Source organism: Streptomyces sp. BR1 (assembly GCF_052373795.1).
In the GTDB taxonomy this organism is placed as follows: Bacteria; Actinomycetota; Actinomycetes; order Streptomycetales; family Streptomycetaceae; genus Streptomyces.
This window is the reverse complement of sequence record NZ_CM126252.1, coordinates 4,166,037-4,189,575: the sequence shown is the minus strand read 5'-3', so window position 1 is coordinate 4,189,575 and position 23,539 is coordinate 4,166,037. Positions and strand designations below refer to the sequence as shown.

The 23,539-nt window shown below is 67.4% G+C and carries 12 protein-coding genes; 7 read left to right on the top strand and 5 right to left on the bottom strand.

The window, feature by feature from the left end; translation table 11 throughout:
* Positions 1–268: 268 nt before the first annotated feature.
* Complete coding sequence (locus tag ACT1U9_RS18325; protein ID WP_444539164.1) at positions 269–907, top strand: MerR family transcriptional regulator; 639 nt, start codon at positions 269–271, stop codon at positions 905–907.
* Between the two features lie 39 nt (positions 908–946).
* On the opposite strand, the gene ACT1U9_RS18320 is transcribed toward ACT1U9_RS18325, so the two are convergent.
* Positions 947–1,768: an exodeoxyribonuclease III gene (locus ACT1U9_RS18320; RefSeq protein ID WP_444533800.1), complete on the bottom strand. Its 822-nt coding sequence runs from the start codon at positions 1,766–1,768 to the stop codon at positions 947–949.
* Positions 1,769–1,826: 58 nt separating this feature from the next.
* Between ACT1U9_RS18320 and ACT1U9_RS18315 the strand changes: the two genes are divergently transcribed.
* A complete protein-coding gene (locus tag ACT1U9_RS18315) occupies positions 1,827–2,306 on the top strand; it encodes a GNAT family N-acetyltransferase (RefSeq protein WP_444533799.1) in 480 nt (159 codons plus the stop codon).
* 900 nt (positions 2,307–3,206) lie between these two features.
* On the opposite strand, the gene ACT1U9_RS18310 is transcribed toward ACT1U9_RS18315, so the two are convergent.
* The gene (locus ACT1U9_RS18310) at positions 3,207–3,608 is read right to left on the bottom strand and encodes a hypothetical protein (protein ID WP_444533798.1); all 402 of its coding nucleotides are present in this window, start codon (positions 3,606–3,608) and stop codon (positions 3,207–3,209) included.
* A gap of 55 nt (positions 3,609–3,663) precedes the next feature.
* Positions 3,664–10,362, bottom strand: a complete 6,699-nt coding sequence (locus tag ACT1U9_RS18305) for a polymorphic toxin-type HINT domain-containing protein (protein WP_444539163.1) — start codon at positions 10,360–10,362, stop codon at positions 3,664–3,666.
* Positions 10,363–10,864: 502 nt separating this feature from the next.
* On the opposite strand from ACT1U9_RS18305, the gene ACT1U9_RS18300 reads away from it, so the two are divergent.
* Together ACT1U9_RS18300 and ACT1U9_RS18295 are read left to right on the top strand one after the other, a co-directional pair.
* Positions 10,865–15,202 (top strand): FG-GAP-like repeat-containing protein, encoded by a 4,338-nt coding sequence (locus ACT1U9_RS18300; protein ID WP_444533797.1) that lies wholly within the window; start codon positions 10,865–10,867, stop codon positions 15,200–15,202.
* Between the two features lie 165 nt (positions 15,203–15,367).
* Entirely contained in the window at positions 15,368–17,125 is a 1,758-nt protein-coding gene (locus tag ACT1U9_RS18295; protein ID WP_444533796.1) for an FG-GAP-like repeat-containing protein, read from the top strand.
* 692 nt (positions 17,126–17,817) lie between these two features.
* On the opposite strand, the gene ACT1U9_RS18290 is transcribed toward ACT1U9_RS18295, so the two are convergent.
* Complete coding sequence (locus ACT1U9_RS18290) at positions 17,818–19,389, bottom strand: hypothetical protein (RefSeq protein WP_444533795.1); 1,572 nt, start codon at positions 19,387–19,389, stop codon at positions 17,818–17,820.
* Between the two features lie 601 nt (positions 19,390–19,990).
* Here ACT1U9_RS18290 and ACT1U9_RS18285 point away from each other — a divergent pair.
* Positions 19,991–20,203 (top strand): hypothetical protein, encoded by a 213-nt coding sequence (locus tag ACT1U9_RS18285; protein WP_444533794.1) that lies wholly within the window; start codon positions 19,991–19,993, stop codon positions 20,201–20,203.
* Between the two features lie 221 nt (positions 20,204–20,424).
* Here ACT1U9_RS18285 and ACT1U9_RS18280 read toward each other — a convergent pair whose 3' ends face one another.
* Positions 20,425–20,778, bottom strand: coding sequence for a helix-turn-helix domain-containing protein (locus tag ACT1U9_RS18280; protein WP_444533793.1), 354 nt, complete (start codon positions 20,776–20,778; stop codon positions 20,425–20,427).
* 45 nt (positions 20,779–20,823) lie between these two features.
* Here ACT1U9_RS18280 and ACT1U9_RS18275 point away from each other — a divergent pair, with 45 nt between their 5' ends.
* Both ACT1U9_RS18275 and ACT1U9_RS18270 read left to right on the top strand, forming a co-directional pair.
* Positions 20,824–21,747, top strand: a complete 924-nt coding sequence (locus ACT1U9_RS18275) for a hypothetical protein (protein ID WP_444533792.1) — start codon at positions 20,824–20,826, stop codon at positions 21,745–21,747.
* Positions 21,744–23,501, top strand: a complete 1,758-nt coding sequence (locus ACT1U9_RS18270; RefSeq protein ID WP_444533791.1) for a hypothetical protein — start codon at positions 21,744–21,746, stop codon at positions 23,499–23,501. Before ACT1U9_RS18275 ends, ACT1U9_RS18270 begins: the two co-directional genes overlap by 4 nt.
* Positions 23,502–23,539 lie beyond the last annotated feature (38 nt).

Here is a 23,539-nt window from a genome sequence, read left to right as displayed (position 1 = left end):
GGACGGCTCCAGCCCCGCTGCGCCCCACCCTGCAGCGGACGACGGCCCGCAGCCGAACGGGAGGGCGGGGGGCAAAGCCCCCGTTGGCACCGAGGCCCCCGGCGCAGAGCGGGTGCCCGCAGCCGCCGGGACCGAGGCTCCGCGCACGCACGGGGTGCCCGCAGACGCCCGGGCCGAAGCCGCCCGCACGCACGGGGCGCCCGCAGTCGACCCCGCCCGCACCCCGCAGGGGCCCGCAGTCGACCCCGCCCCGCCCCGCGAGTACCGCATGGACGAGCTGGCCGCCAAGGCAGGCATCACCGTGCGCACCCTCCGTTTCTACCGGGAGCGCGGCCTCATCCCGCCGCCCCGCCGCGAGGGCCGTATCGCCTGGTACGACGACCACCACCTGGCCCGCCTCCGCACGATCACCGCACTACTGGAGCGCGGCCACACCCTCTCCGGCATCGCCGACCTGACCGCCGCGTTCGAGTCCGGCCGGGACGCGGGCGAGGCGCTGGGCCTGGTCGAGCCGACCGAGGAGACCCCGGTCCGGCTGACCCCCGAAGCCCTCGCGGACCACTTCGCGGGCGAGGTGACCCCGGAGAACCTGGCGGCCGCACTGGACCTCGGCTACCTCGCCGTCGACGGCGAGGAGATCGTCCACATCAGCCGCCGACTGCTCGACGTCTCGGCCGCGCTGGTACGCGAGGGCGTCCCGCTGGCGGCGGTCCTGGCGGCGGGCCGCGAGGTCCGCACCCACGCGGACGCCCTGGCCCGCCTCTTCCTCACGCTGCTGCGCGCCCACGCCCCCGACCAGGACATCGCCGCCCTGCGCCCGCTGGCCAAGAACGTGGTCGAGGCGGAACTCTCCATGGCCCTGGACCGCCACATGGCGAAGGGCCCGGGCGAGGGACCGACCACGTGACCCCCGTACGCCTACAGCGCGTACACCTCGTACGTACGCCTAGAGCTCGTACGCCACAGTGACCGGCGCATGGTCGCTCCACCGCTCCCCATGGCTGGCGGCCCGCTCCACGAACCCCTTGACCGCCCGCGCGGCCAGCCCGGGCGTGGCGACCTGGTAGTCGATGCGCCAGCCCGTGTCGTTGTCGAAGGCGCGCCCGCGGTAGGACCACCACGAGTACGGGCCCTCCTCCTCGGGGTGCAGCCCGCGCACGACGTCCACGTAACCGGCGTCGCTCCCGGCCCCGTCGCCGAGCTCGCCGAAGACGCGGGACATCCACTCGCGCTCCTCCGGCAGGAAGCCGGAGTTCTTCTTGTTGCCGCGCCAGTTCTTGAGGTCGGCCTCGCGGTGGGCGATGTTCCAGTCACCGCAGACGACGACCTCGCGCCCATCGGCGGCGGCCCGCGCGCGGAGCTCCTTCAGATACGCCAGAAACTCCCCCATGAACCGATACTTCTCGTCCTGCTTCTCCGTACCGACCTCGCCGGAGGGCAGGTACAGGCTGGCGACGGTGACGCCGGGCAGGTCCGCCTCGACATACCGCCCGCTGCCGTCGAACTCCGCGCTGCCGAACCCGACCCGTACGCGCTCGGGCTCGCGGCGGGTGTAGAGCGAGACCCCGGCCCGGCCCTTGGCGGCGGCGGGCGCGTGCACGACGTGCCACCCCTCGGGCTCGCGTACGTCGGCCGTCAGCTGCTGCGGCTCGGCCCGTACCTCCTGGAGGCACAGCACATCGGCGTCGGTCCCGGCCAGCCACTCCAGGAAGCCCTTCTTGGCAGCGGCGCGGAGCCCATTTACATTCACAGAGGTAACAGTGAGCACCGGGGCACCATACCCACCCGGTCATCGTGATCGCCTGCATAGAAGTACGCTGGAACGCATGAACATCCGCACCCTCGGGTACGACCACCCGGACGCCATCAAGCTCAACGACCAGGTGCAGCTCGAATACATCGAGCGCTACGGGGACGACGGCGACGCCACACCGCTGGACGCCTCGATGTTCGTACCCCCGAAGGGGCTGTACCTCATCGCGTACGACGCGGAGGAGCGCCCGATCGCCACCGGCGGCTGGCGCACCCAGGACAAGAACGACGAGGGCTATTCCGACGGCGACGCCGAGCTGAAGCGCATGTACGTCATCCCGGAGGCGCGCGGCCTGGGCCTGGCCCGCCGCATCCTCGCCGCCCTGGAAGCCGACGCCCGCGCCGCCGGCCGCACCCGCATGGTTCTGGAAACCGGCAACAGGCAGCCGGAGGCGATAGCCCTGTACACCTCCACGGGCTACACCCCCTGCACCAAGTTCGGCCACTACCGCGAATACCCGAGCAGCCGCTGCTACGCGAAGCCGCTCGCGTGAGACGGAGCCCACACCCCAAGGGCGCCCACCGGGGCGGCCCTTGGGCCCCCGCTCACCCATCGCATTGTCCGGGCACACGAAGAAGAGCCCCTGCCGGATCTCTCCGACAGGGGCTCTTCCCTGTTGTTGTGGGCCGTTCGCGGGTGGGGGTGAGCTGGGGATACGGCTGACTCCAGCTCAGGCTTCCCAACCTCATCGAGGCGTTTTCCCAAATCCCTGGAAGGGTCACGCGCCAACGGGGAACATGCAGCCGACCTTGCCCTGTTCGTATGTACGACTACCCCACCTTGCCCAAACTCGCCACAGCCATCACAGACGCCTGGCGGCGCATGCGTCGACCAGAACACAGAGGCACATTACGTAGGGGCGGCCACCACAACGGTCACTCAGTGCTCCGCCGCGCATAGGGCTTGCGCATGCTCGGCCAAATAGAGGAAGGACGGGGAGCGCGAAACGGGTGATCGGGCCAGCCACAGCCGTGTATCAGCCAGTGGAGGCCACCAACAAGGTTCAGCCTGCATGGAACTTTAAGGCCGCCCACCCGCCCGTCCAGGCGCGTCGCCGTTGAACAATGCACTGGAAAGCACCATTCAAACACTTGCTCGCCGATCGCGTTCGACAGACGACTCAGCTGGCCAACATTAGCTAATGCGATAGCCGGACAGAGCCTGGATTAACGTGATTCCGACACGATAACGTAAATGATTCAGGGCTCCACCCGACATCAACACTAGGTGGAGCCCTGCCCCGAAATCCCAGAGACCTCGCCAGAGCACTAAACGATCACTGGTCTCCGGATTTGAAAATGCACCAACGAAGCCGGTTATCCGTCTCGCTTACCGGCAGAATCCACAGCTCGCTGGCCAGACTCCTTGGCGAACCTTCACGGGATCATACATCTCACGAATTTCCCTCACCGTCACGGGCAAGTCTTGAAGACGCACGAATCACGCATTCACGCAACTCGGGAGTCAGCTTGTCCGATTGCAGCATTTCGACGACGAGATCCCGGATGATTTGACGATCAAAGCCAAGATCGTCAACCATTTCCGTGACCCAAGATACGGAAAGGTGCATCCAGTATGGCCGACCAGAAGCCCACGCCGACCTGACTGTCTCCTCAATCAGACTCTCTGGACGCGGCAGCCCTGCAACTGGCCGCGCGGTCCAAGCGCTGCGCAGATTTTGCAGGCATTCCGAAAGCCCCTGTTCCATAAAAGGCCACATGGGAGTGAATCCTGACGCCTTTAGGGATACTCGCCCCTCGGCTTCAATCCCAACACCCATTTCCCCGTTGGGCATGACCCCAATCCAAGCCCCGTTACCACGATAGATTACTGGGATCCATTTATTCACGTTACCCCCATGGGCTGTATTCATACTCAACCCCATAATCCTCTAGGAAGTTATGGAATTGCTGGCGTTGCGTGTCAGTCCATCTATGTCCGTAATGACCACTACTCTCCGTGAAGACTAGGCGTCCATTATCTCGATAGATAGTGCCACCAAGCACGGTCTCCTCATCGGCGCCAATCGATCGGGCCAACTGTTCGTGCGGACTGCCAGGAAGTTTCAGATGGGATGGATCGCCCGTCACGAACTTTCGCGTCCCCGGTTCGAAGACGTACTCGATCTCGGGCCCTGGGGGATTGAAACCCTTCAATGCCTCAGCAGAATCAACACCCGGCCCCAGCTCAATCAAGCCGCAGGTGTTGTGGACGAGCACTGGAGTGCTACCCGCAAGTACATAGTACGTGTGGACATCGGCGACGGTGAGATTATATGTACGTGCATGCTTGCTGTATGAGCGGCTTGCCTGAACAGAGGCAGTCGCGCCGTCATCAGTGAGCAGGGTCATACCTGACGCGAGTTCGCCCGCCACTACCCAGCGACGCTCGGACTTGACCCAGAAAGGGTGCTCGCGAGTAGCCGTAAGCTTCTTCGGGCCATCGGCGGTCGCGATGGTCAGCTCATTGAAGTGCTTGTCGCCTTCAGTGATGACGAGGGCTGTTACCTTACGCTTCGAAGTCATTCCCCGTTCAGGGTCGGTGGCGAGTACTTCATCACCTACCTTGACTTCTTCGATCTTCTTGGTTGATTTATCCCCCATGAGAACCAGGGTGCCAGCAAGGAAGCATTGCGTGGGCTTACCTCCGCTCTCATTAGGGGTGCCCGTCCGCCCCTTTCCTCTACCACCCCAGCCGCGGCTGGCGCTGACCATGCCCACCATGGGGCCGAATATCATCGCGGTCTTGTAGTAGGAATTCCTGATATCACAGAGCCACCCAGGGTCGCCGGCCGGGCACGGCAGGTCGGGTATTTCTGCCACCGAAGGTGTGGGCTCCACGCGATCGCAGCTACTAGCCATGGCGTAAACACACACGCCGTTTACTTCGTATCGATACTTTTGTGGGACGGTGACGTGCCAGGCAGGGTGCAGTTTCGGCCGGGGGGACGGGGCGGGAGTGGTTCCGGTCAATACCGGCTGATTATTCCGTTCCGCTTCTTCTGTCCCATCGGGGCAGCTGCCGGTGTCCATGTTGCAGCTGAAGGACGACATCCCGCTGGGGTCCGATGCCGCGACCGGGTTGTTCTCAGCGTACGTGTAGCCGCTAAGTGATTGGGGCTTGTCGGTTTCGAGGAGGGGGTCGACGCTGATGAAGCGGCCCGTCTTCGGCTCGTACTCGCGGGCACCGAGGTGGGTCAAGCCAGTGTCGGTGTCCTTGGTGCCTCCAACGAACCCCTTGTCGCCAGCCCATGTGGTGGGGGTGGTTCCGCGCGGGGCACCGAAGATGGTGGTCCTGCGGCGGGTGATCGCCTGGGTGGTGACGTCGATCTGGCTGGTGGTGGTGCCGTGCGGGTCGGAGAGCAGGAACGTGAGCTGGCCTGCGGCTCGGACCGCGGCGGTTTTGCCGCTGTAACTGTAGTAGCGGGTGCCGGTTACGGTGCCCGACTTGAGCAGGAGCTCGTTGCCGCCCGGGAGGTAGAGCGTGGTGCCGGTGGAGTCGGTGCGGGTGAGGCGGTTGCCGCTGGCGTCGTAGAGGTAGCTGGTGGTGTTGCCGCTCTGGGTGACGGTGGCGAGGTGGCCTTCGGTGTCCCAGGTCAGTGTCTGGTCAGCTGTGGTGCCGGTTTTGCGGCTGGTGGTGTTGCCCGCCTGGTCGTAGCCGTACGTCTCGGTGTGGGCGTTGGGGCCGGTCTCCGTGACCTGCGGCAGCGCGTGCTTGCCTGCGGCTGGGGGCGCGTAGGTGCGGACGGCGTCGGTGGCTGGGCCGCCCGCCGTCTTGTGCTGCGTCTCCGTCTGGCGGTTGCCGACCGCGTCGTAGGTGTACGACGTCCAGTACGCGTCCGGGCCGCCGACGCTCGCGGACGAGGCGGTCGTGGGCACGGTCTTGCACTGGTCGGTGGCCGTCCACGCTTCCGTGATCCGGCGCAGGTTGTCCGTGACGAAGCACTGCGTGTCGACGGTGCGGGCGGTGTCCTGGCCGGAGCCGGTGGTGATGGACGTGATGTTGCCCGAGGGGTCGTAGGTGTAGCGGGTGTCGTCGATGCGGGCCGGGCCCAGGTCCCGGTCGGTGGTCACGCTGGTCAGCGCGCTGGTGTGGTCGTCGTAGGTGTAGGAGGCGTAGACCTTCTTGCCGAGCGCCCCGTATTCCTCACGTTGGGTGCGGCCGTAGTGGTCGTACAGCGTGTGGGAGACGATCGGGTCGCTGCCGGCGTAGAGGGTGTCGGGCACGTCGGTGCTGTTGGTGATGCCGTAGTACAGCTTCTCCAGGGGCAGGCCGCCGATGGCGGGCTGCTGGGTCCACTGCGGCAGGCGCGTCACCGCGTCGTAGGCGGTGACCCACTTGTAGGTGCCGGCCAGGGCGCCCTGGCTGTCGGGGATGGTGGCCTGGATGCCGACCGGGTCACCGTTGAGGGTGTAGGACAGGTTGGTGTTCGTGTACGGCTTACCGTCGACGTAGCGGGTGGCCGTGTAGGGCTTGCCCTTGCCGTTAACCGCGCCGTCGTACGTCCACTCCGACAGCACCGTGGTGCCCTGGGTGAGCTTGGTGCGCCGCCCTAGGTCGTCGTAGTCGGTGTGCAGGGTGATGCCCCGGGCGTCCTTGACGTCCGTGACCCGGTCACCCTGGTCGTAGGTAGTGGTGGAAGTCCCCTTGTCGGGGTCGTCGACGCGGACCTGGCGGCCCCGCAGGTCATAGCCGTATGTCCACTTGGCGCCCACGGCGTCCTGCACCTCGGCGAGCTGGCCCAGGCTGTTGTAGGTGTAGCTGACGGCCGGCTTGGGGTCGCCGTTGTTGTAGACGGCTGTCTTGCGGCCGCGCGCGTCCACGACCGTCTTGGTCGTGGTGCCGCCCTGCGGCGGGGTGACGGTGGTGCTGTCACCCGTGTAGCTGGTGGTGGTGCGCTTGGTCTCGTCCCCTAGGTGCTTGGAGATGACGGCGGTGGGGCGTCCAGCCCCGTCGAACTCGGTTTCGGTCGAGTTGGGGTAGGTGGTGGTCTTGCCGGTCACGAGGACCGGTTCGGCCTTGCCCTCGGCCCAGTACGTGCCCGAGGACCACCACGCCTCGCCACGGCTGTTGTAGAACGTCTCGCTGACCACGCGTCCGGAGTCGTCCGGCGCGATGGCCTGGGTCTGACGCGGGCGCAGCAGTCCGTCGTAGAAGTCGTAGCTGGTCGTGTAGGCGGAGTGGCTGTTGAGCTTGCCCGTGGTGACGACGACCGGGCCGTCGTTGCGGACCAGGTACTCGTACTTGTAGTTCGGGTACTGCGGGAAGGCGGCCTGGGTGTGGGTGGGCAGCCAGACGCCGGTGGTGCGGCCCAGAGGATCGTAGGCCGTGGTGGTCACGGCGTTGTTGATGTCCGTCACGCTGGTCGGCAGACCGCGGAGCGGGTCGACCGTGTTGGTGACGGCCTGGCCGCGCGCGTTGGTCACCGTCGTCTTGGTGGCCGGTTCGCCCTCGGCGGGGAGGTAAGCAGTCGTCGTGGTCTTGCCGTACGGGTCCGTCACGGCCAGCGCGCGGCCGTACTGGTCGTAGCAGAGCTGCTTGCCGTCAGTGCCGCAGGTGGCCGGGGTGCTGGAGACGGTGTCGAAACCGCCGTCGGTGCCGTCGTATCCGGCCCCGTCGCCCTTCACCTTCTGCGTCTTGGTGACATCACCTCTGGTCGGGGCCGCCGTGATCGAGGTGGCGCCGTCGTAGAAGGTGCGGGTGTCGCTGACCAGGTTCTGCGGGAAGAGCGCACCTGTGTCGCAGGTGACGTTGCTGGTGAGGACCCGGGAGACCTTGTTCAGGATCCAGGTGCCGGTGTTGCGCGTGTAGCTGGTGGTGGTGCAGGTCTCGTCGCCGGTCTTGTCCTCGTCACCGAGATCGGAGACCTTCGTGACCATGCCGTACTCGTCGAAGGCGCGGGTGAGCCTCGTGGTCCGCTCGCTGCCACTCACGGTGGTACGAGTCCGCTCCGACTCCGTACCCGTCTGGTACGCCTCCAGGTCCGGCAGACCGCTGCGGGAACGGGCGGCGGTCACCGCCGAGCGCCAAGGGGTGTACGAGGTGGCGGAGACTAGCTTGCCGGTGTCGTCACCGTTGTAGGTGGCCTTCTCACGGACCATGCCCGCGAACTGCTCGCGGTCGGTGACTTTCGCCCCCGACGAGTCGGCGACATCGGCACCGTCGACGCCCCGGAAGTACCGCGTCTGGGTCAGCGTCCGGGCCGCGTTGGGGTTTCCGGTACGGGTCTGCACCTGGCCGTAACCCCGGTTGACCGAATACGTACGGTCCTCGGCCTTGGTGAACTCGTCCGTGCTCTTTGTCCAGGCCATGCCACCGAGGTAGCTGTAGTCGGTCTCGACGTCGGGGGTCTCGGCGAGGTTGTCGCCCTGGAGGACCTGGGTGACGGGGTAGGTGACGAACCAGTCCCGCTTGGCCTTCTCCCCTTCGTACGGCCACTTCACCGAGTAGCAGCGGGTGGTGTTCGTCCCGTCCGTCGGCGGCAGACTCGTCGGACTGCAGTCCGGGTCCTCCGCGTAGGTGACACCGATGGTGCCGCCCGTCTCGGTCGTGATCTGGCTCAGCCGCATACGGAAGAACGGGGCGAGCCCGTCCCCGGTCTTGTCGACGCGGTTGGACAGGCCCTGGCCCTTGAACGTCACCGGCGGCAGCTGGGCGGTGCCGCCCGCCAGGCCGGTACGGGTGATGGACTTCAGCCACATCGGGCGGTGGATGCCGTCGCCCGCGCCGTCGGGGAAGTCCTGGTCCAGGGTCCAGGAGTCGACGTTGCTGTACGCGCCGCCGGTGAGCACCTTGGTGGTGACGGTGGTCAGTCGCTTGCGGGACCAGAACGTCGGCGACCCCTTGCCCTTGCAGTCGTCCCCGTCCTTGCAGAACTGGTCGAACGGAACGTCGGGCCAGTTCGCGGCGTGCGCCTCGTCGAAGGCGCAGTCGTTCAGGCAGCGGTCGCTGACACCGAAGGAGACCTGGCCCATCGCCTTGCCGGTGTAGACGGCGTTCGAGCGCAGCCCGTAGTCGATGTGGTCGAGGTAGCCCGCCGGGTTGTACTTGGACGGGGTGCCCTTGCCCGTGGTCAGCGACATGTTCCGGGCGTAGTTGTTGGTCTCCTTGTTCCAGTAGTACGCCATCGCGTTGCCGTGCGGGTCGACGACGTAGTCCAGGTTCCACCGCCAGGCCTGGTCGCAGGAGGCGGAGTCGAAGGAGGAGTCGTAGCAGGGCTCGCCCGACTGGTTGCCGAAAACCGGCACGGTCAGCGTCGAGTTGGTGACCGGGTCCGGGTCCTTGGCGGGCGTGGCCGGGTTGTCGTCGCGCCAGCCCGGGAGCCGGTTCAGGCCGAAGAAGTACTGGGTGCCGTCGGTCGTGGTGACCTTCCAGTGCTCACCGTTGTTGTCACCGTTGGCCGTCTTGTAGTCCGAGTCGGTCAGCTTCTCGACCTTCTCACCGGAGTCGGAGGCCGGGTGCCAGCCCTTGCCCGACTGGTAGACCAGCTCCGTGCTCTTGCCGCCCAGCGACAGGGTCGCGTTGTCGTTGGACTGCCAGCACAGGTCGCCGACCTTGGAGCTGTTGGTCCCGCCGTCCTTGTCGTCGTCGCAGGGCCTGTAGCGCCGCTCGATGAAACCCGGCTGCAGCGACCAGCCGTCACCCGCCCAGTCAGCTTGGTTGTTGGTGGACGAGGTGCGTCCGTCGGCGGCTTGCGAGGAGTAGTCGAGGCTCAGCTTCGGCTGCAGCCCGCCGGGCACAGCAGGAGTCCCGAGCGGGTAGTTCCAGGTGAAGGCACCGCTGGAACCGCCAGCCGTCCAAGAGCCGGACGGCTGCAGGGAGGTGGCCTTGTAGTCGCCGCTGGATCCCGTCGCGTCTGCGGCTGCTGCCAGGACGGTCGCGCCGCTGGCCATCGCACCCATGAGGCCCGACCGTGAGGAAGTGCCGGAGCCAGTCTGCGGGTTCACCGTCACAGTGGCGGTCAACGTGTGCGACTTGGCGTCGTTACGGGTGGCCAGCGGCGTCTGTGTACGGCACTCGGCCTTGTCCGGCATGGTCAGCACACAGGCGGGCAGCTGCACGAGCCGCAGGCGGCTGGCCCAGTCACCGCCGTACGCCGCTCCGAACGAGGAGTAGTCCACGCTCACTTCGGCCGGACCGCCGTTCGTGGCGCCGTCCGTGCGGCCCACCGACAGCAGGACTCCCTCGACGCCTGCCTGGCGCGCCTTGGTGCGGTCGGCGACCGCGACCTTCACCTTGGCCGGGCGGCTGCCCCCGCGTGCCTTGGGGTCCGCGGGAGCCACGGTGACGGGGAGCTTGGCAGCGCCCCGTACGGCTGCCGCCGGCGCACGCCGCGTTCCGGTACGTGTGAGGTCGATGTCGGTGGATCCCGCCGACGGCCAGGTGACCTTCGGCGCCCCCTTCCAACTGTGCAGCGCGGCATCGTCGCGCCGCTGCGCGCCGCCCGCGGCGACCTTCGTCACCGGAACGGCCTTGGGCTGCACCAGCCCCGGTAGTTTCGGACCGGGGGCCGTCGCCGCGACCGACACGGTCGGCAACGCCCCCGTCATTGTGGCCACGGCCAAAGCGACCGTGAGCCCGCGCATGCCAAATCTGGCCACGCTCCACCCCTCGCACAATTCAAAAATGACGGCCGAACGATATCAAGGCGCCCCTCACCGCCCGACTTCCCCCACCACCGAACCTATGCGTCAGCTTTGAAGATATCGGCGACAGTCCGCTATCAACTCAGAGGGCGAACGTCAAGGCACTCTCCGTACAACCTTGCAGGTCAGTCGCGCGTCAAAGAGATGCAGAGCGTCCCGTTTGACCACTTATCTGCTCTTTATATGAGGAGTTTTCTCCGCTCCGGCGAGCTAGATCACACACCGAACAGAAATTACCAACCCCGCTTTAGGCCACCCGATCCCGGGCTATAAAGTGCTGCTTATTTTCCATGTACATGTGAAGGGTCGCGTAATGTCGATTTCACGCCGGGGGCATGCCTCCCGACGTCGGCTCAGACGCCTACTGGCCGTCGGAATAGGCGGCGCTGTCGGGGCGACGAGCTTCTTGGTCCCGGTCTCCGCAAGCGCCTCCCCGCAGGCGCGCGCAGCTGCGGCGGCGGACACGCCCTCCGACAGTGGGCTGCCGGAGGAAGACCGGGCTCTGGCCGCGGCCCAGGCATCGGGTCAGCCCGCCGAGGTGGTCTCGGCGCGGACCGAGTCGTCGGACGAGTGGGCGAACCCGGACGGCACGTTCTCCGTCAAGCGCTACGGCTCGCCCATCCGCGTCTTCCGCGACGGCGGCTGGGTCGCCACCGACCCCACGCTGGTCCTCGCCGCCGACGGCAGTGTCGTACCGAAGGCGTCGACGGTGAGCGTGGTGTTCTCCGGCGGCGGCACGGGTCCGCTGCTGACGGGCGTACGGGACGGCCGCACCCTGACGCTGGGCTGGCCGAGCGAGCTGCCCAAGCCGACGCTCGCGGGGAATGTCGCCACGTACGCAGAGGTACTGCCCGGCGTCGACATGCAGCTGAAGGCCGAAGTCGACGGGTTCTCGCAGCTGTTGGTGGTCAAGACCGCCGAAGCGGCCAAGAACCCGGCGCTTGAGACGGTCAAGTACTCCCTGCGGGCCTCTGGTCTGACGGTGTCGAAGGATGACGACACCGGTGTCGTCTCGGCCGTCGACCCGGCCGGGCAGACGGTGTTCTCCAGCCCACGCCCGGTGATGTGGGACTCCACCGCCGTCAACAGCGGCGAGGTCAAGGCCCCGCTGGTGGCAGCCGCACCCGCACCCGGTTCGTCGTTCGACCAGCAGGCCGGTGCCAAGAACTCGCTGATGCCCACCAGCCTCAGCGGCAACACCCTCAGCATCGTCCCCGACCGCTCGCTGCTGAACGCGTCGGACACCAAGTACCCGGTGTACATCGACCCGCCGTGGAGCGGCAGCAGCTACAGCGAGCGTCAGCACTGGACCCGCGTCTACAAGAAGTGGCCCACCAACTCCTACTACGACGCCAAGGACGTGGCACGGGTCGGGTTCGAGCACGAGACGGACGGGGTCTCGCGGTCCTTCTTCCAGATGGACACCGCCAAGCTCAAGGGCGCGAAGGTCGTCAAGTCCACGTTCCGGATCAAGAACGTGTGGTCGTGGTCCTGCCAGGCCCGCCCCGTACAGCTGTGGGAGACCGGCCCGATCTCACGCAAGACCAACTGGAACAACCAGCCCGGCCGGATCGGCAGCGAGCCGCTGAAGACCGTCGACGACGCCAAGGGCTGGAGCAGCACCTCCTGCCCGGCGGGCAACCTCGAATTCGACGTCACGCCGAAGATGAAGACGGTCGCCGACCAGGGCAGGGCCAGTATCACCCTGGGGCTGAGCGCGACGGCCGAGGACGAGAAGGGCGACCAGCCGGAGGAGGACACCTTCAGCTGGAAGAAGTTCGACCCCAAGTCCGCCGTGCTGGAGACCCTGTACAACAGGGTGCCGGACGCACCGGACAAGCTGGGCACCTTCCCGCACACGAGTTGCGAGGCCGGCAGCGCTGTCGGCAACACGCACGTCAGCCTGTACGCCCGGGTCAAGCAGCCCGACGCGGGCCCGCTGCACGCCCGCTTCACCGTGACGAAGACCGGGGAGAGCAAGCCGTTCCTCCAGAAGACGGTCGACGCCACGAACTGGTCCGTCGCCACACTGCCGGTCGCGGACGCCGACCTGCCCACCGGTGACTACACGTGGAACGTGACGGCGACCGACAACCAAGGCGCGTCGTCCTCGGCGAGCAAGACCTGCAAGTTCTCCGTGGACCGCACCCGGCCCTCCAAGCCGCCAGTCATCAACTCGGTCCAGTTCCCGGACGGCAAGGACGGCAGGCCCGCCACCACCGGCCGGGCCCGGGACGAAGGCTGCTTCACGTTCGACCCCAACGGCGTGAACGACGTCGACTCCATCTGGTGGTGGAGCGACACCGACGCCTCCCAGCACAAGGCAACGCTCGGCGCCTGCGAGAACGGCAAGATCTCCGCGCGCATCAAGCCGCCGGGCGAGGGGCCGCACTTCGTCTACGCCTACAGCGTCGACGCCGCCGGCAACCAGTCCGACCCCACCTCCTACCTCTACTACGCCAACACCCGCGGCGAGCGCGACCAGCCCGGCGACCTCAACGGCGACGGCAACAACGACATCTGGAGCGTCGACTCCAACGGCACCCTGCTCACCTACGCGGGGCAGAACAACGGTCAGTTCTCCGCCGCCTCCAGCGGTGGCAAGGCGTTCACCGGCGCGCAGATCACCTATCGCGGTGGATGGCGGGAGGACAGCGCTACCGACCTCGTCTCCCTGGAGTACAGCGAGGCCGAGAAGCGGAAGAAGCTGTGGACGTATGCCAACGACGGCAACGGCACCCTCACGCAGACCGGCCTGGGCACGGCCGCGGTCGGTACCGCACTGACCGTCGACTGCCCCGAGGCCGACGACTTGACGTGCTTCACCTCGGACGACCACTGGAAGGACGCCGACCAGATCGTCGCCCCCGGCGACATCAACGGCGACAGCAAGCCCGACCTGCTGGTACAGGAGGGCGATCTGCTCTACCTCTACTACGGCAACCGCAACGAGCACCTGAGTTCCCCGCTCGCGGTCGGTGACACTGGATGGAACAACTACACCGTCATTGCACCGGGCGACATCAACGGGGACGGACTGCCCGACCTGTGGCTGCGCGACAAGGCAAACGGTGACCTGTACGTCTCGTACGGGCAGGGCATCAAGGACGTGCAGTCCGGCAAGCAGATACTCGACCTGTCCAAGTGGGGCAGCCTCGACTCCCGGTACTCGGCGAAGATCGGCTCCGGCTACACCACCGCCAAGTACCCCACCCTCAGCTCCATTGGGGACGTCACCGGGGACAAGGTCCCCGATCTGTGGGCGCGCCAGGCGGACAACACCATGGTCGGCTGGGCGGGCAAGAGTGACGGCACCAAGGTCACCGGCTTCGGCAGCAGCTTCGTGATCGACGGTTCCACCGGCGGCATCCGCATCCCCGCGGGCACCGTCATCACGGACGGGCAGAGCTTCAAGTCCCGCTCGGCCAAGCTCGCCTTCACCGGCAACCGCCTCGTGATCACCTCGAACGCCGGCAAGACCCTGTGGGCCTCGCCCGCCGGGGATGCAGGCAGCAAGGCGGTCATGCAGGCGGACGGCGTCCTCGCCGTCCAGAACTCCGGCGGCCAGGTGGTCTGGAAGGCCGCCGCCGGCACGGACAACGGCTACGCCCTGCTGCAGGACCGCGGCAACCTGGTGCTGTACGACTTCGCCGGGCACGCCAAGTGGTCCAGCGGCACCGCGCTGCAGCACGACTACGACGGGGACGGCCGCGACGACCTCGCGGACTGGTACGACTTCGGCGACGGCCACGACGGGATGCACACTTTCCTGTCGAGCTCGGACGGCACGCTCACCGCACCGCCCCTGGCCTCCTACACCTCGCCGACGGGGAACTGGAACGCCAGCAACATGAAGTTCGCCACCGGCGACTACAACGGCGACGGCCGCGCCGACATGGCCGCCCTGTACGGCTACAGCGACGGCAGCGTCAAACTGTTCACCGCACTCGGCAAGGCCGACGGAGGCTTCGAGGCCCCCACCGCGTCCTGGGGCAGCGGCCCCGGCAACTGGGCCTTCGGGAACATGACCATGCGCTCCGGGGACTTCAACGGAGACGGCCGCGACGACCTCGTGGTCTGGTACTCCTACGGAAACGGCAGCGACCAGCTGTTCACGTTCACCGCCGACATCCGAGGCGGCTTCAACGCCCCCCTCGCCTCCCAGTACTCCGCGCCGGGCAACTACAACGTGAACAACATGAAGTTCACAGTCGGGGACTTCAACGGCGACGGCCGCTCCGACCTGGGCGTGCTCTACGGCTACAGCGACAACCACGTGCAGCTGCACAGCTTCCTCGCCCGCGAGGACGGCGGCTTCCAGGACCGCACCTCCTCCTGGGAAGCGACCAACTTCCAGTTCGCCCGCACCCACATCGTCGCAGGCGACTTCAACGGCGACGGCAAGGACGACATCGCCGCCTGGTACGACCAGGCCGACGGCGGAGACGCCATCCACACCTTCGTCAGCAACGCCACCAGCGGCGGAAAGTTCGACAACCCGAAGATGGGCTGGCAGGCCCCGCCGGGCAACTACTACTACCCCAACATGAAGATCGTCGCCGGCGACTTCGACGGCGACGGCAAGGACGACATCGCCGCCATGTACGGCTACGACAACGGCGCAGTGAAGATGTTCACCTGGCGCTCCAACGGCAACGGGTTCAGCGACCCCCAGCCGGGCTGGTCCGCTGCCCCTGGCAACTGGACCTTCGACCGCGTCCACCTCTTCAACAACTACAGCTAGTGACCCAGTGCCGGGCCCCGACCAGGGGCCCGGCACCCCTCTCGGCCACCGAGGCGGCACGGACCTCCCTGCGCGCGCATGCGCGTACACAATTCGTGCCGCCTTTCACCGCTCCTTCTCCGCCGCCCGAACGACTCGGGCGGCGCTCCTGAAAGGGACATCCCCATGCGTCTCGAGCGTCGGCACCGCGCCGCCCTCACCGCAGCGGCCCTTGGTACCGCACTCGGCGTCACCCCGCTGGACACCGCCCTGGCGGACACCGCCCTGGACTCCCCATCCCTGTCCCTGCAGACCCCGGACAGCATCGATGTCAACGGCACCGCAGCAGACATCGACATCACCCTGAAGAACCCGCCCGCCGCGGACAGCTACCTGCTCTTCACCCTCGCCGGTCAGGGCGAAGACCACCTGACGGTCACCGACGACACCGGCGTCCGCGTCCCCATGACCTACCTCGGCGCCACCCGGCCCCTCTTCACCAGATTCGGCAAGGAGGACAGCGACCACGACGGCATCCCCGGCGCCACCCTCACCGCAGGCACCACCCACCTCCACGTCGCCGCAGACGGCCACGTGGGAGGAAAGCTGTACGTCGACGCCTATCTGGTCGACGGCGCCACCGACCGCATCCTGAGCCAGAAAGGCGCCAGCGCCACGGCCACTGTGAAGGTAGGGCAGCCGTTCATCAACCCGACCTGGACTTCCCCCGGACACGGCTCCGGCTGGCAGCCGAGCATCCCCGTCGACACAGGGGTCACCCAGCCGGTGGAGATCCAGCTGGAAACGGTCATGACCATGCACACCCCGCCCGCCGCGACCCGGACCCGCTGGCTGTTCACCGCCCAGGAGATCGCCGACAAGGGCTACACCGCCCGCCAACTCGCCCAGGCCCTGCACGTGGAGTACTCCGGCGACGGCACCACCTACACCCCCCGCGCCTGGACCATCGGCGCGGACGGCTCCCTCTACCTCGACCTGCCCGACCACACCTGGAGCAGTGGCGGAGCGACCCGGCCCGTCGAATCCCTGCGCCTGACCGCCGCCTGGGGACTTTCAGCTGGATACCTGAACGGGACGCTGCAAGTCCTCGACGGCAAGGACGTGCAGTACAGCAGCACCGACAGCGACCTGTGGTTCAAGACCGGCACCATCCCGGCCTCCAACCGCGCCGCCTTCTACGGCCGCGACCGCGCCGGAGTCCTGTGGCAGTACCAGTCCAGCCCCACCGGCGACCCCTCCCGCTACACCGCCCGTACCCAGATCGGCGGCGGCTGGCAGACCTACGACACCGTCACCAAACTCTCCACCCTCCAGGCCGACGGCACCGGCGACCTCGTGGCGCGCGACGCGTCCGGCACCCTCTGGTACTACAAGGCCACCGGCAACCCCGCCGCCCCCTTCGCACCCCGTACAAAGATCGGCGGAGGCTGGCAGATCTACAGCTCGATCACCGGGGCAGGCGACCTGACCGGCGACGGCAGGGCGGACCTCGTCGCCCGTGACCGCGACGGCGTGCTCTGGCTCTACAAGGCCACCGGCAACCCCTCCGCCCCCTTCGCGCCCCGCACGAAGATCGGCGGAGGCTGGCAGATCTACACCGACCTCAGCGGCGGAACCGACCTCACCGGCGACGGCAAGCCCGGCCTCCTCGCCCGCGACCGCGACGGCGTCCTGTGGCTCTACAAGGCCACCGGCAACCCCGCCGCGCCCTACGCGACCCGTGCGCGGATCGGCGGCGGCTGGAACACCTACACCCGCATCGTCAGCGTCGGCGACACCACCGGCGACGGCAAGGCCGACCTGATAGCCGTCGACCGCGACGGCGGACTCTGGCACTACCGCGGCACCGGCAACCCCGCGGACCCGTTCGCCACCCGTACCAAGATCGGCACCGGCTGGAACACCTACAACACCCTCATCTGACCGGCCATCGAGCACGCCCGTCGGTACGCTGCCCGCCCCGGAGCCGCCAGGTTCCGGGGCGGGCAGAGCACTTTCCGCGTGAATCGGACCGGTACAGCGTCTAGATGGCGCAATGGTGCTCCTCCATCCGCACCATCCGGCTGGCTATTCATACAGCCAGAGCACACGATCAGGGAATGCGCCTTCCAGCTCCTCGGTTCCGCCGCCATGCCGTTCTCGTTCTCATTGACGTCAGCCAGTGCGTCGCGCTGCTGCCCGCCTCAGATGCAGCGCATGGAGCATGGGCCCTGCCCCGGCGTGCAGTCAGGCCGCGACAGTTGTACGGCGAGGCAGCTGCCCAGCTCACGAGTAATGTCATAGACGGCGAGCCGGTGCGGCGGGGAACGATCACCGGACACTTGTGGGCGCCTCCACCGTCTGGCAACTCGCCCCGCGCCGAAGCGCGCTACTTCATCGCCAGGACAGATCGCAGCGCCGAACGTCCTGCCCTGAACAGCCCCGCCCGCTGGGTTCCGCGAACCAGCCTCCCCACGTTTCTGGAGGGCCACGAACTCTCGACTACGACTGTTCTCGTTGACGGATACCTGGACGGCTGGCTGCCCGACGGGCCGATCACCCTGGACTGACCCACGTGCAGGGCCCGCCGCAGCCGGGGCCGTAACTCACAGCCCCGGGAGTACGCAGCGTCCCCCTCAGTCCAGCCCCGCGCTGCCGACGGCCTCGGCTATCAGCGCCCCCACAGTCTTGGTGGCATTGGGCACCATCCGGTGCAGAGCGCTCTGGAACGCTTCCCATGCCGTCGCGTCATCGCCGAGCTCTGCCTGCACGAGCGCGGCCACCGCAGCCGCCTGGGCGGTGCTGGAGAGGGCCAGTACAGCTGGAATCTCCCGCAGATGTACGGCCGTGGTGTGACGGGAATCGAGAATCGCGAGCGCAGTCTCCCGCCGCTGGGCGGCCGTCCCCCTCAGTGGCAAGAAGGCAGCGAGTGCGGCCTGCGGGTCTGCGCTCTCGGCCAGTGCGTCGTCCGACGGCACGGCGAGGTGCACTGGCCGCTTACGGGGCGACGAGGCAGTGGTGGGCACAGACCTCATGGACTGCTCGGTCGCCTTTTCGAGGATGCGGGCGACCGCCTCCCGGACCCCCTCATCAGGATGTCCGACGAACCGGGCGGCGGTCTCCGCACCGAGGAACGGCGCCAGAGCGACCAGGGCAGCGCTTGGGCAGAGTGGATTGCGTACGAGAGCGTCGGCAGCGGCGGACCTGGCGGCGATCCATTCCGGGTCGTGCCGGCCTCGGGAGGACCACTGGGGTGCTGAGGCTTCGGCCAGGCAGTCGGCGGCGTCCTGGAGGACGCCCGGCGCGGTGCACAAGTCGGCCAAGCGCTCAAGGGACTTCCAGCCGGTACCCCGCACCCCCTTCTCCCTGGCCTCGGTGAAGAGGGCAGCCGCAGCGGAGGATGCGATCTTGCCGATCACCGAGCTGTACAGGACCAGTGCTCGAGGGTGCCGTGAGACCACATCGGAAAGTCTGCTGAGCGGCAGGAATACGGTCCAGATGGTGTCTTCCTCATCATCCGCGGCGTCTTCGGGGAACGCCGCTCGGAGGCAGGCCAGCAGGGTGGGGTCGTCGATGTTCTCGGCGCGCCTGAGCAGCAAGCCGGTGATGAGTTCTCCGCTTTGCTCGTCCGCGATCAGTGCGGGCCACTGGCGTGCGGCCGGTTCGGCCGAGAGGAGGGCCCAGACATCGTCGTGCCACTTCTTCGCCACGGCCCGCAGCTTCTCCTGGTCCGCATCGCTGAGGGGGTGCCCCTCCTCTGTCAATGCACGCAGTTCCTCGGGCTCCCGTGCGGCAGCGAGAATCAGCGCCTCCCGAATCTCCGGACCGAAGTGCTGCCACGTCTCGGCTACCCGGCGTGCGGCGGCGTGGTCAAGCAGCGAGACGAGCCGTAACTGGGCGTCAGGAAGGTCCCAGCGGGACCGTGCCATGTCGAGCAGGACGGTCTCGGCACCGAGCTTCTCCGCTGCCGCCAGCAGGTGCTCAGTGGTCACGACAGGGGTGGCGAGCATGGCCTTGAGTACCTGGCGGTCAAATGTGTCCCGGATCAGTTGGTGGCGGACCGCGTCGGACAGGTCGGGCCGGGAGAAGAAGCGGGCCCCGGTATCGGGGGCACGCAGCCGGGCCACGGCTTCGGCAACGACAGACTGCTGCACAGGAGAGAGCACAGGCGCATCCGCCAGCGCACTCCAGAAGGATTGCGTGTTCATGGGTATCGACGCTAGACCAACCAACTGACACTGGCGTGTGGTTGAGCATGCCAAGCACAGTCCCGACCAGCACTGGTCAGAACAAGGAGGGAGCTGGCGGCAACGTACGTAGGGCAGTTGATCTCTCCCGGGTGAATGAGGACCGCATGATGCCCACAACGCTGCGCCTGCCCCCTACAGTTTGGGGCGTCGCAGTCGCCTAACTCAGCCCTTCCATGAACAGGGCTATGCGAGATAGTCGTTGATGGGAGCCGCAGTGACGGGCGAAACACTCTTCAAGCGCCTGAACGCAGAGGAGAGCGAAGTCCGGGAAGCGATTGATCACTTGCGCACCCAAGTGGCTTGTCTGGAAGAGCGCCTCGCTCACCTGGCCATTACGCGACGGACAGTGCAATCGCTACTGGATGACGCGGCACCGGACTCTCCACACGCCGAAGCAACGCAGTCGCATGAGCCACCGCTCACGGAGCCAGAGGACGAGCCATCGGACGAAGGTGCTCCCTGCGCCGACACCCCCACTGCCCCAGCTGCCGGGGCGCCTCCGAAGCGAGTGCCGGAACAGAGGTCACGGCGCCACGGCAAGCCACGTCCGCTCGGACCAGTGAGCAGCCGCATTGTCACGCTCGTGTCGAGTGCGGACCGCCCTCTTCGCGCCAAGGACGTGACCATCGCTCTGGGCCGCGCCAATCCCAAGCGGACGCAGGTCGAGAGCATCCGCTCGGCGCTGAAGAAGCTGGCCGACGAAGGCCACCTTTGCAAGGTCGGGCCGGGCCTGTATTCCGGGGCGCGCTCAGAGACACAGGAGGCCGCCTAACGAGTGGTTGAGAAAGACGGCGTGATGTCGACCAACTGGCCGACGCGATAGCCGAACAAAAGGCGGTGCCGCCGAGGGACTAGCTCAGCGGCACCAGTGCACGAGACCCCCTGTAACGGGCTTCAGCATGCCCTCGGAGCGTATCCCACAGATGGAGCATTCCGAGGACTTGCTGGGCCGATTTCACCCTGCCTGCGTACATACCGCGGGCGAGCGGAGGTTCAGCAATGCCCCGAACCCGGACCAATCACCCCCGGGTACAGCCCGATGCCGAGCGCGTCCTCCAGTCGGCTCAACGTCGCGACGTCCGGCCAACTGCTGCCGACGACGAGGTTGGCGATTGCCTGGCGGTTGACGCCACTGAGCATCGCGACTCGCCTCAACCCGAGCCCGTTCCGCTCCATATGCCTGGTCAGAGCGCATGCAATGCCCTGCACCACCCTTGCCTGAGGGTGGTCGGGGATCACCGCCTCGGGCCAGTTCTCCGGATCCCTGGCCAGCCCCCTGGGCGGCACACTGCGTCCTCTGCCTCCGGTCATGCGAATGCGCTCCTGACGGTCGAAGTGCACACTCACGACACAGGCGGCTACTTGTGTAGCCATTTCTCGTGGTGTGTCCCTTTGGAGTCGGAATTGAGCGGCGCGATCCTCGGCTACACGCCGTCGCAAGAGCCTGCGGAGTGGCCGCTGGTCGCCGACGGCGTGCGGATGGTGGCCGCCGCGGCCTGCGATTCGGTCCCCTACCCGGTACCGAAGCTGATGCTGGTGCTCTCCGCCCTGGCGGTGTTCGCCGAGCGTGCCGGTATCGCACGTGACCCACTGGCCTGGCTGGCACCGGAGACCATGACGCGGTTCCTGCTCGCGCAGACCGCACTCAAAGGCAGCTCGGTGCAGACCTACCGGGCCATCCTGCTGAGGATCCGTGAGGCGCTGCTGTGGCTGGAGTACGGGCAGAGGCCAACTCCCCGGATGAGTGCCGCCCGGCAGCGTCCCGATCCGTACACGCCACCGGAGCTCGCCCGCTTCCTGATGTGGGCACGCGCCCTGCCACCCGCTGCCGGGCTCGGTGGCAGCGCGCTCTCCCTGCTGGCGCTGGGAGCCGGCTGCGGCTTTGCACGCCGTGAGGTACTGGCCGTACGGGGCAGCGACGTCACCGTATTGCCGTCCGAAGCCGTGGCGGTCACGGCACCGGGCAGCGATCGAGTCGTGGTCTGCCGGGCCATGTGGGAGGAGGACCTCGCAGCCCAGGCCCGCGCCGCCGGGGATGGATACCTGTTCCTGCCCCAACGCCAGGCCGCCGACCCGAAGAACGGCATCTCGAACTGGGTCGAGCGGACCATAAAGAGCCCCGCAGGGCTCCCCGATCTGAAACTCGCGCGGCTCCGCAGCACCTGGATCGTGGAGCTGCTGCGGCAGCGCGTGCCGGAGGATGTGATCGCCGCCGCAGCAGGCATGGCCTCGACCGCAGGTCTTGCCCCCTACCGGGCCTGGGTTCCACCTCTGACCGCCGAAGCCACTGCCCGGATGCTGCGGGGCTGCGCATGAGGACGCCCGCCGACGACCCGCGCTACCAAGCAGGGAACGGCCGCCCCCGCCGCCCCTACCCGCGCTCACACGAACCGTCCCAGCTGCCCGACAGCAAGGTCATGAAGCTCCGACGGATGCTGCAGCGCAGCGGTGTCATCGCCGTGGTCGAGGACCGGTTCGCGGGACTGCCCGGTCCGCCCGGCTACCCCGTTCGCCTCGTCCTGCTCGGGCTGGTCTGCGCAAGTTACGAGAAGGCCAGCACCAATCTGGATGACGCCTTCGAGATCATCACCTTCTGCACCAGCGAGCGACTGCGAGCCGAACTCTCCATCCCCACCTGTGACATCGAGGACCAAGACGCGGTCAACGCGCTGTACAACCGCTTCCACCGCGCCTGGAGCCGCATGAATTGGCTGCTCGACCCGGCCCCGTACCAGCGCCGCAGCAGACTTCCCCGGGCGGAAGGCCGGAAGATCGCCGCGCAGTGGAACGGCGCGAGCGGCGAGCAGGCCCTGCGGCACTTGGAGGAACTCGCCAACCGTCTGGTCACCGCACCCGTGCGCACAGCCTTCGCCAAGGGACTGATGCGTCACTGGCACGGCGACACAGCCATTGACACGACGGCGGTGCCCACCTGGGCGCGGCCGCACACGCGCCGCCGCTCGGCGCTCGAGGCAAGCGCCAACTGGCACTACAAGGGAGGTGGGGGCCGGGAGTTCGGCTACAGCGCGACCCTCGCCATCGCCGCGCACGCGGACCCTGGCCTGGCCGGCCGCTACCCGCAGCTGATCCTCGGCATGGTGCTGCACACCCCCGAGAAGGACATGGGCCGTCATGCCCGCTACGTGCACACGGTCCTGGCCCACCTCACCAAGCTCCGGGGCTTCACGGCGGCGGACCGGGCCTACACGAAGCTCTTCCCCAAGGACTTCCACCAGCCGATGCGCGCCCTCGGCTACATGCCTGTGCTCGACTTCTCCAAGACCCAGGTGTCCGACCAGGCAGAGGGCTACCACCAAGGCGCCATCGCCAAGGTGGGCCGCCTCTTCTGCCCCCTCACCCCACGACGGCTGCTCGACCTCTACCAGCAGATCCGCAGCGCCAAGAACGAGCGCGAGCGCATCCCCCTGCGAGAGCAGTTGCAGGAGATCGAGCCGTACGCGCTCACCCGCAAGGACACCCTCGACGAGCGCGGCACCGAGCGTTTCGCCTGCCCTCTCACCAAGCTCAACTGCCCTTGGGCACAAGAACGGGAGGAGGGCAGCGCACGAAAGAAGGGGCCTGTACCGGTCGTCATCCACCTCGACGTCCCCAAGGCACGCGCCTCCCACCCTGCCGGCCGACCCGCCGTCCAGCCCCCGGACATCCCCCTCGCCGACCGCCCCAAGTGCTGCCGCCAGTCCTCCGTCACCATGCAGGCATCCGTCATGCCTCGCATGCGCCAGGAACTGCCCTGGCAGACCCCGTCGTGGGCCCTGGCCTACCAGACACTGCGCGCCCACATCGAAGGCGGCAACGGCCGCCTCAAATCCGTCGACGCCGCCCTGCACGCCCGAGAGAAGCGACAGCCTCGAGGCCGCGTCGCCCAGACACTGCTCGCCGCCATCACCGTCATGGTCGAGAACATCATCGAGTTGGAGCGCTACCTCATCGCGAGCAGGAAGAGCCCCGTCACCGGCCTCGACCTTGAACCGGGCGAGTCCCTCATCCCCTACCCGACGGCCGAAGAGAGGCCCACACCGAACCCCCAGAGCCTCAGCCGCAGTCCCTGAGTCCGCCACCGCCCCATAACTGAAGACCGACATGCTGC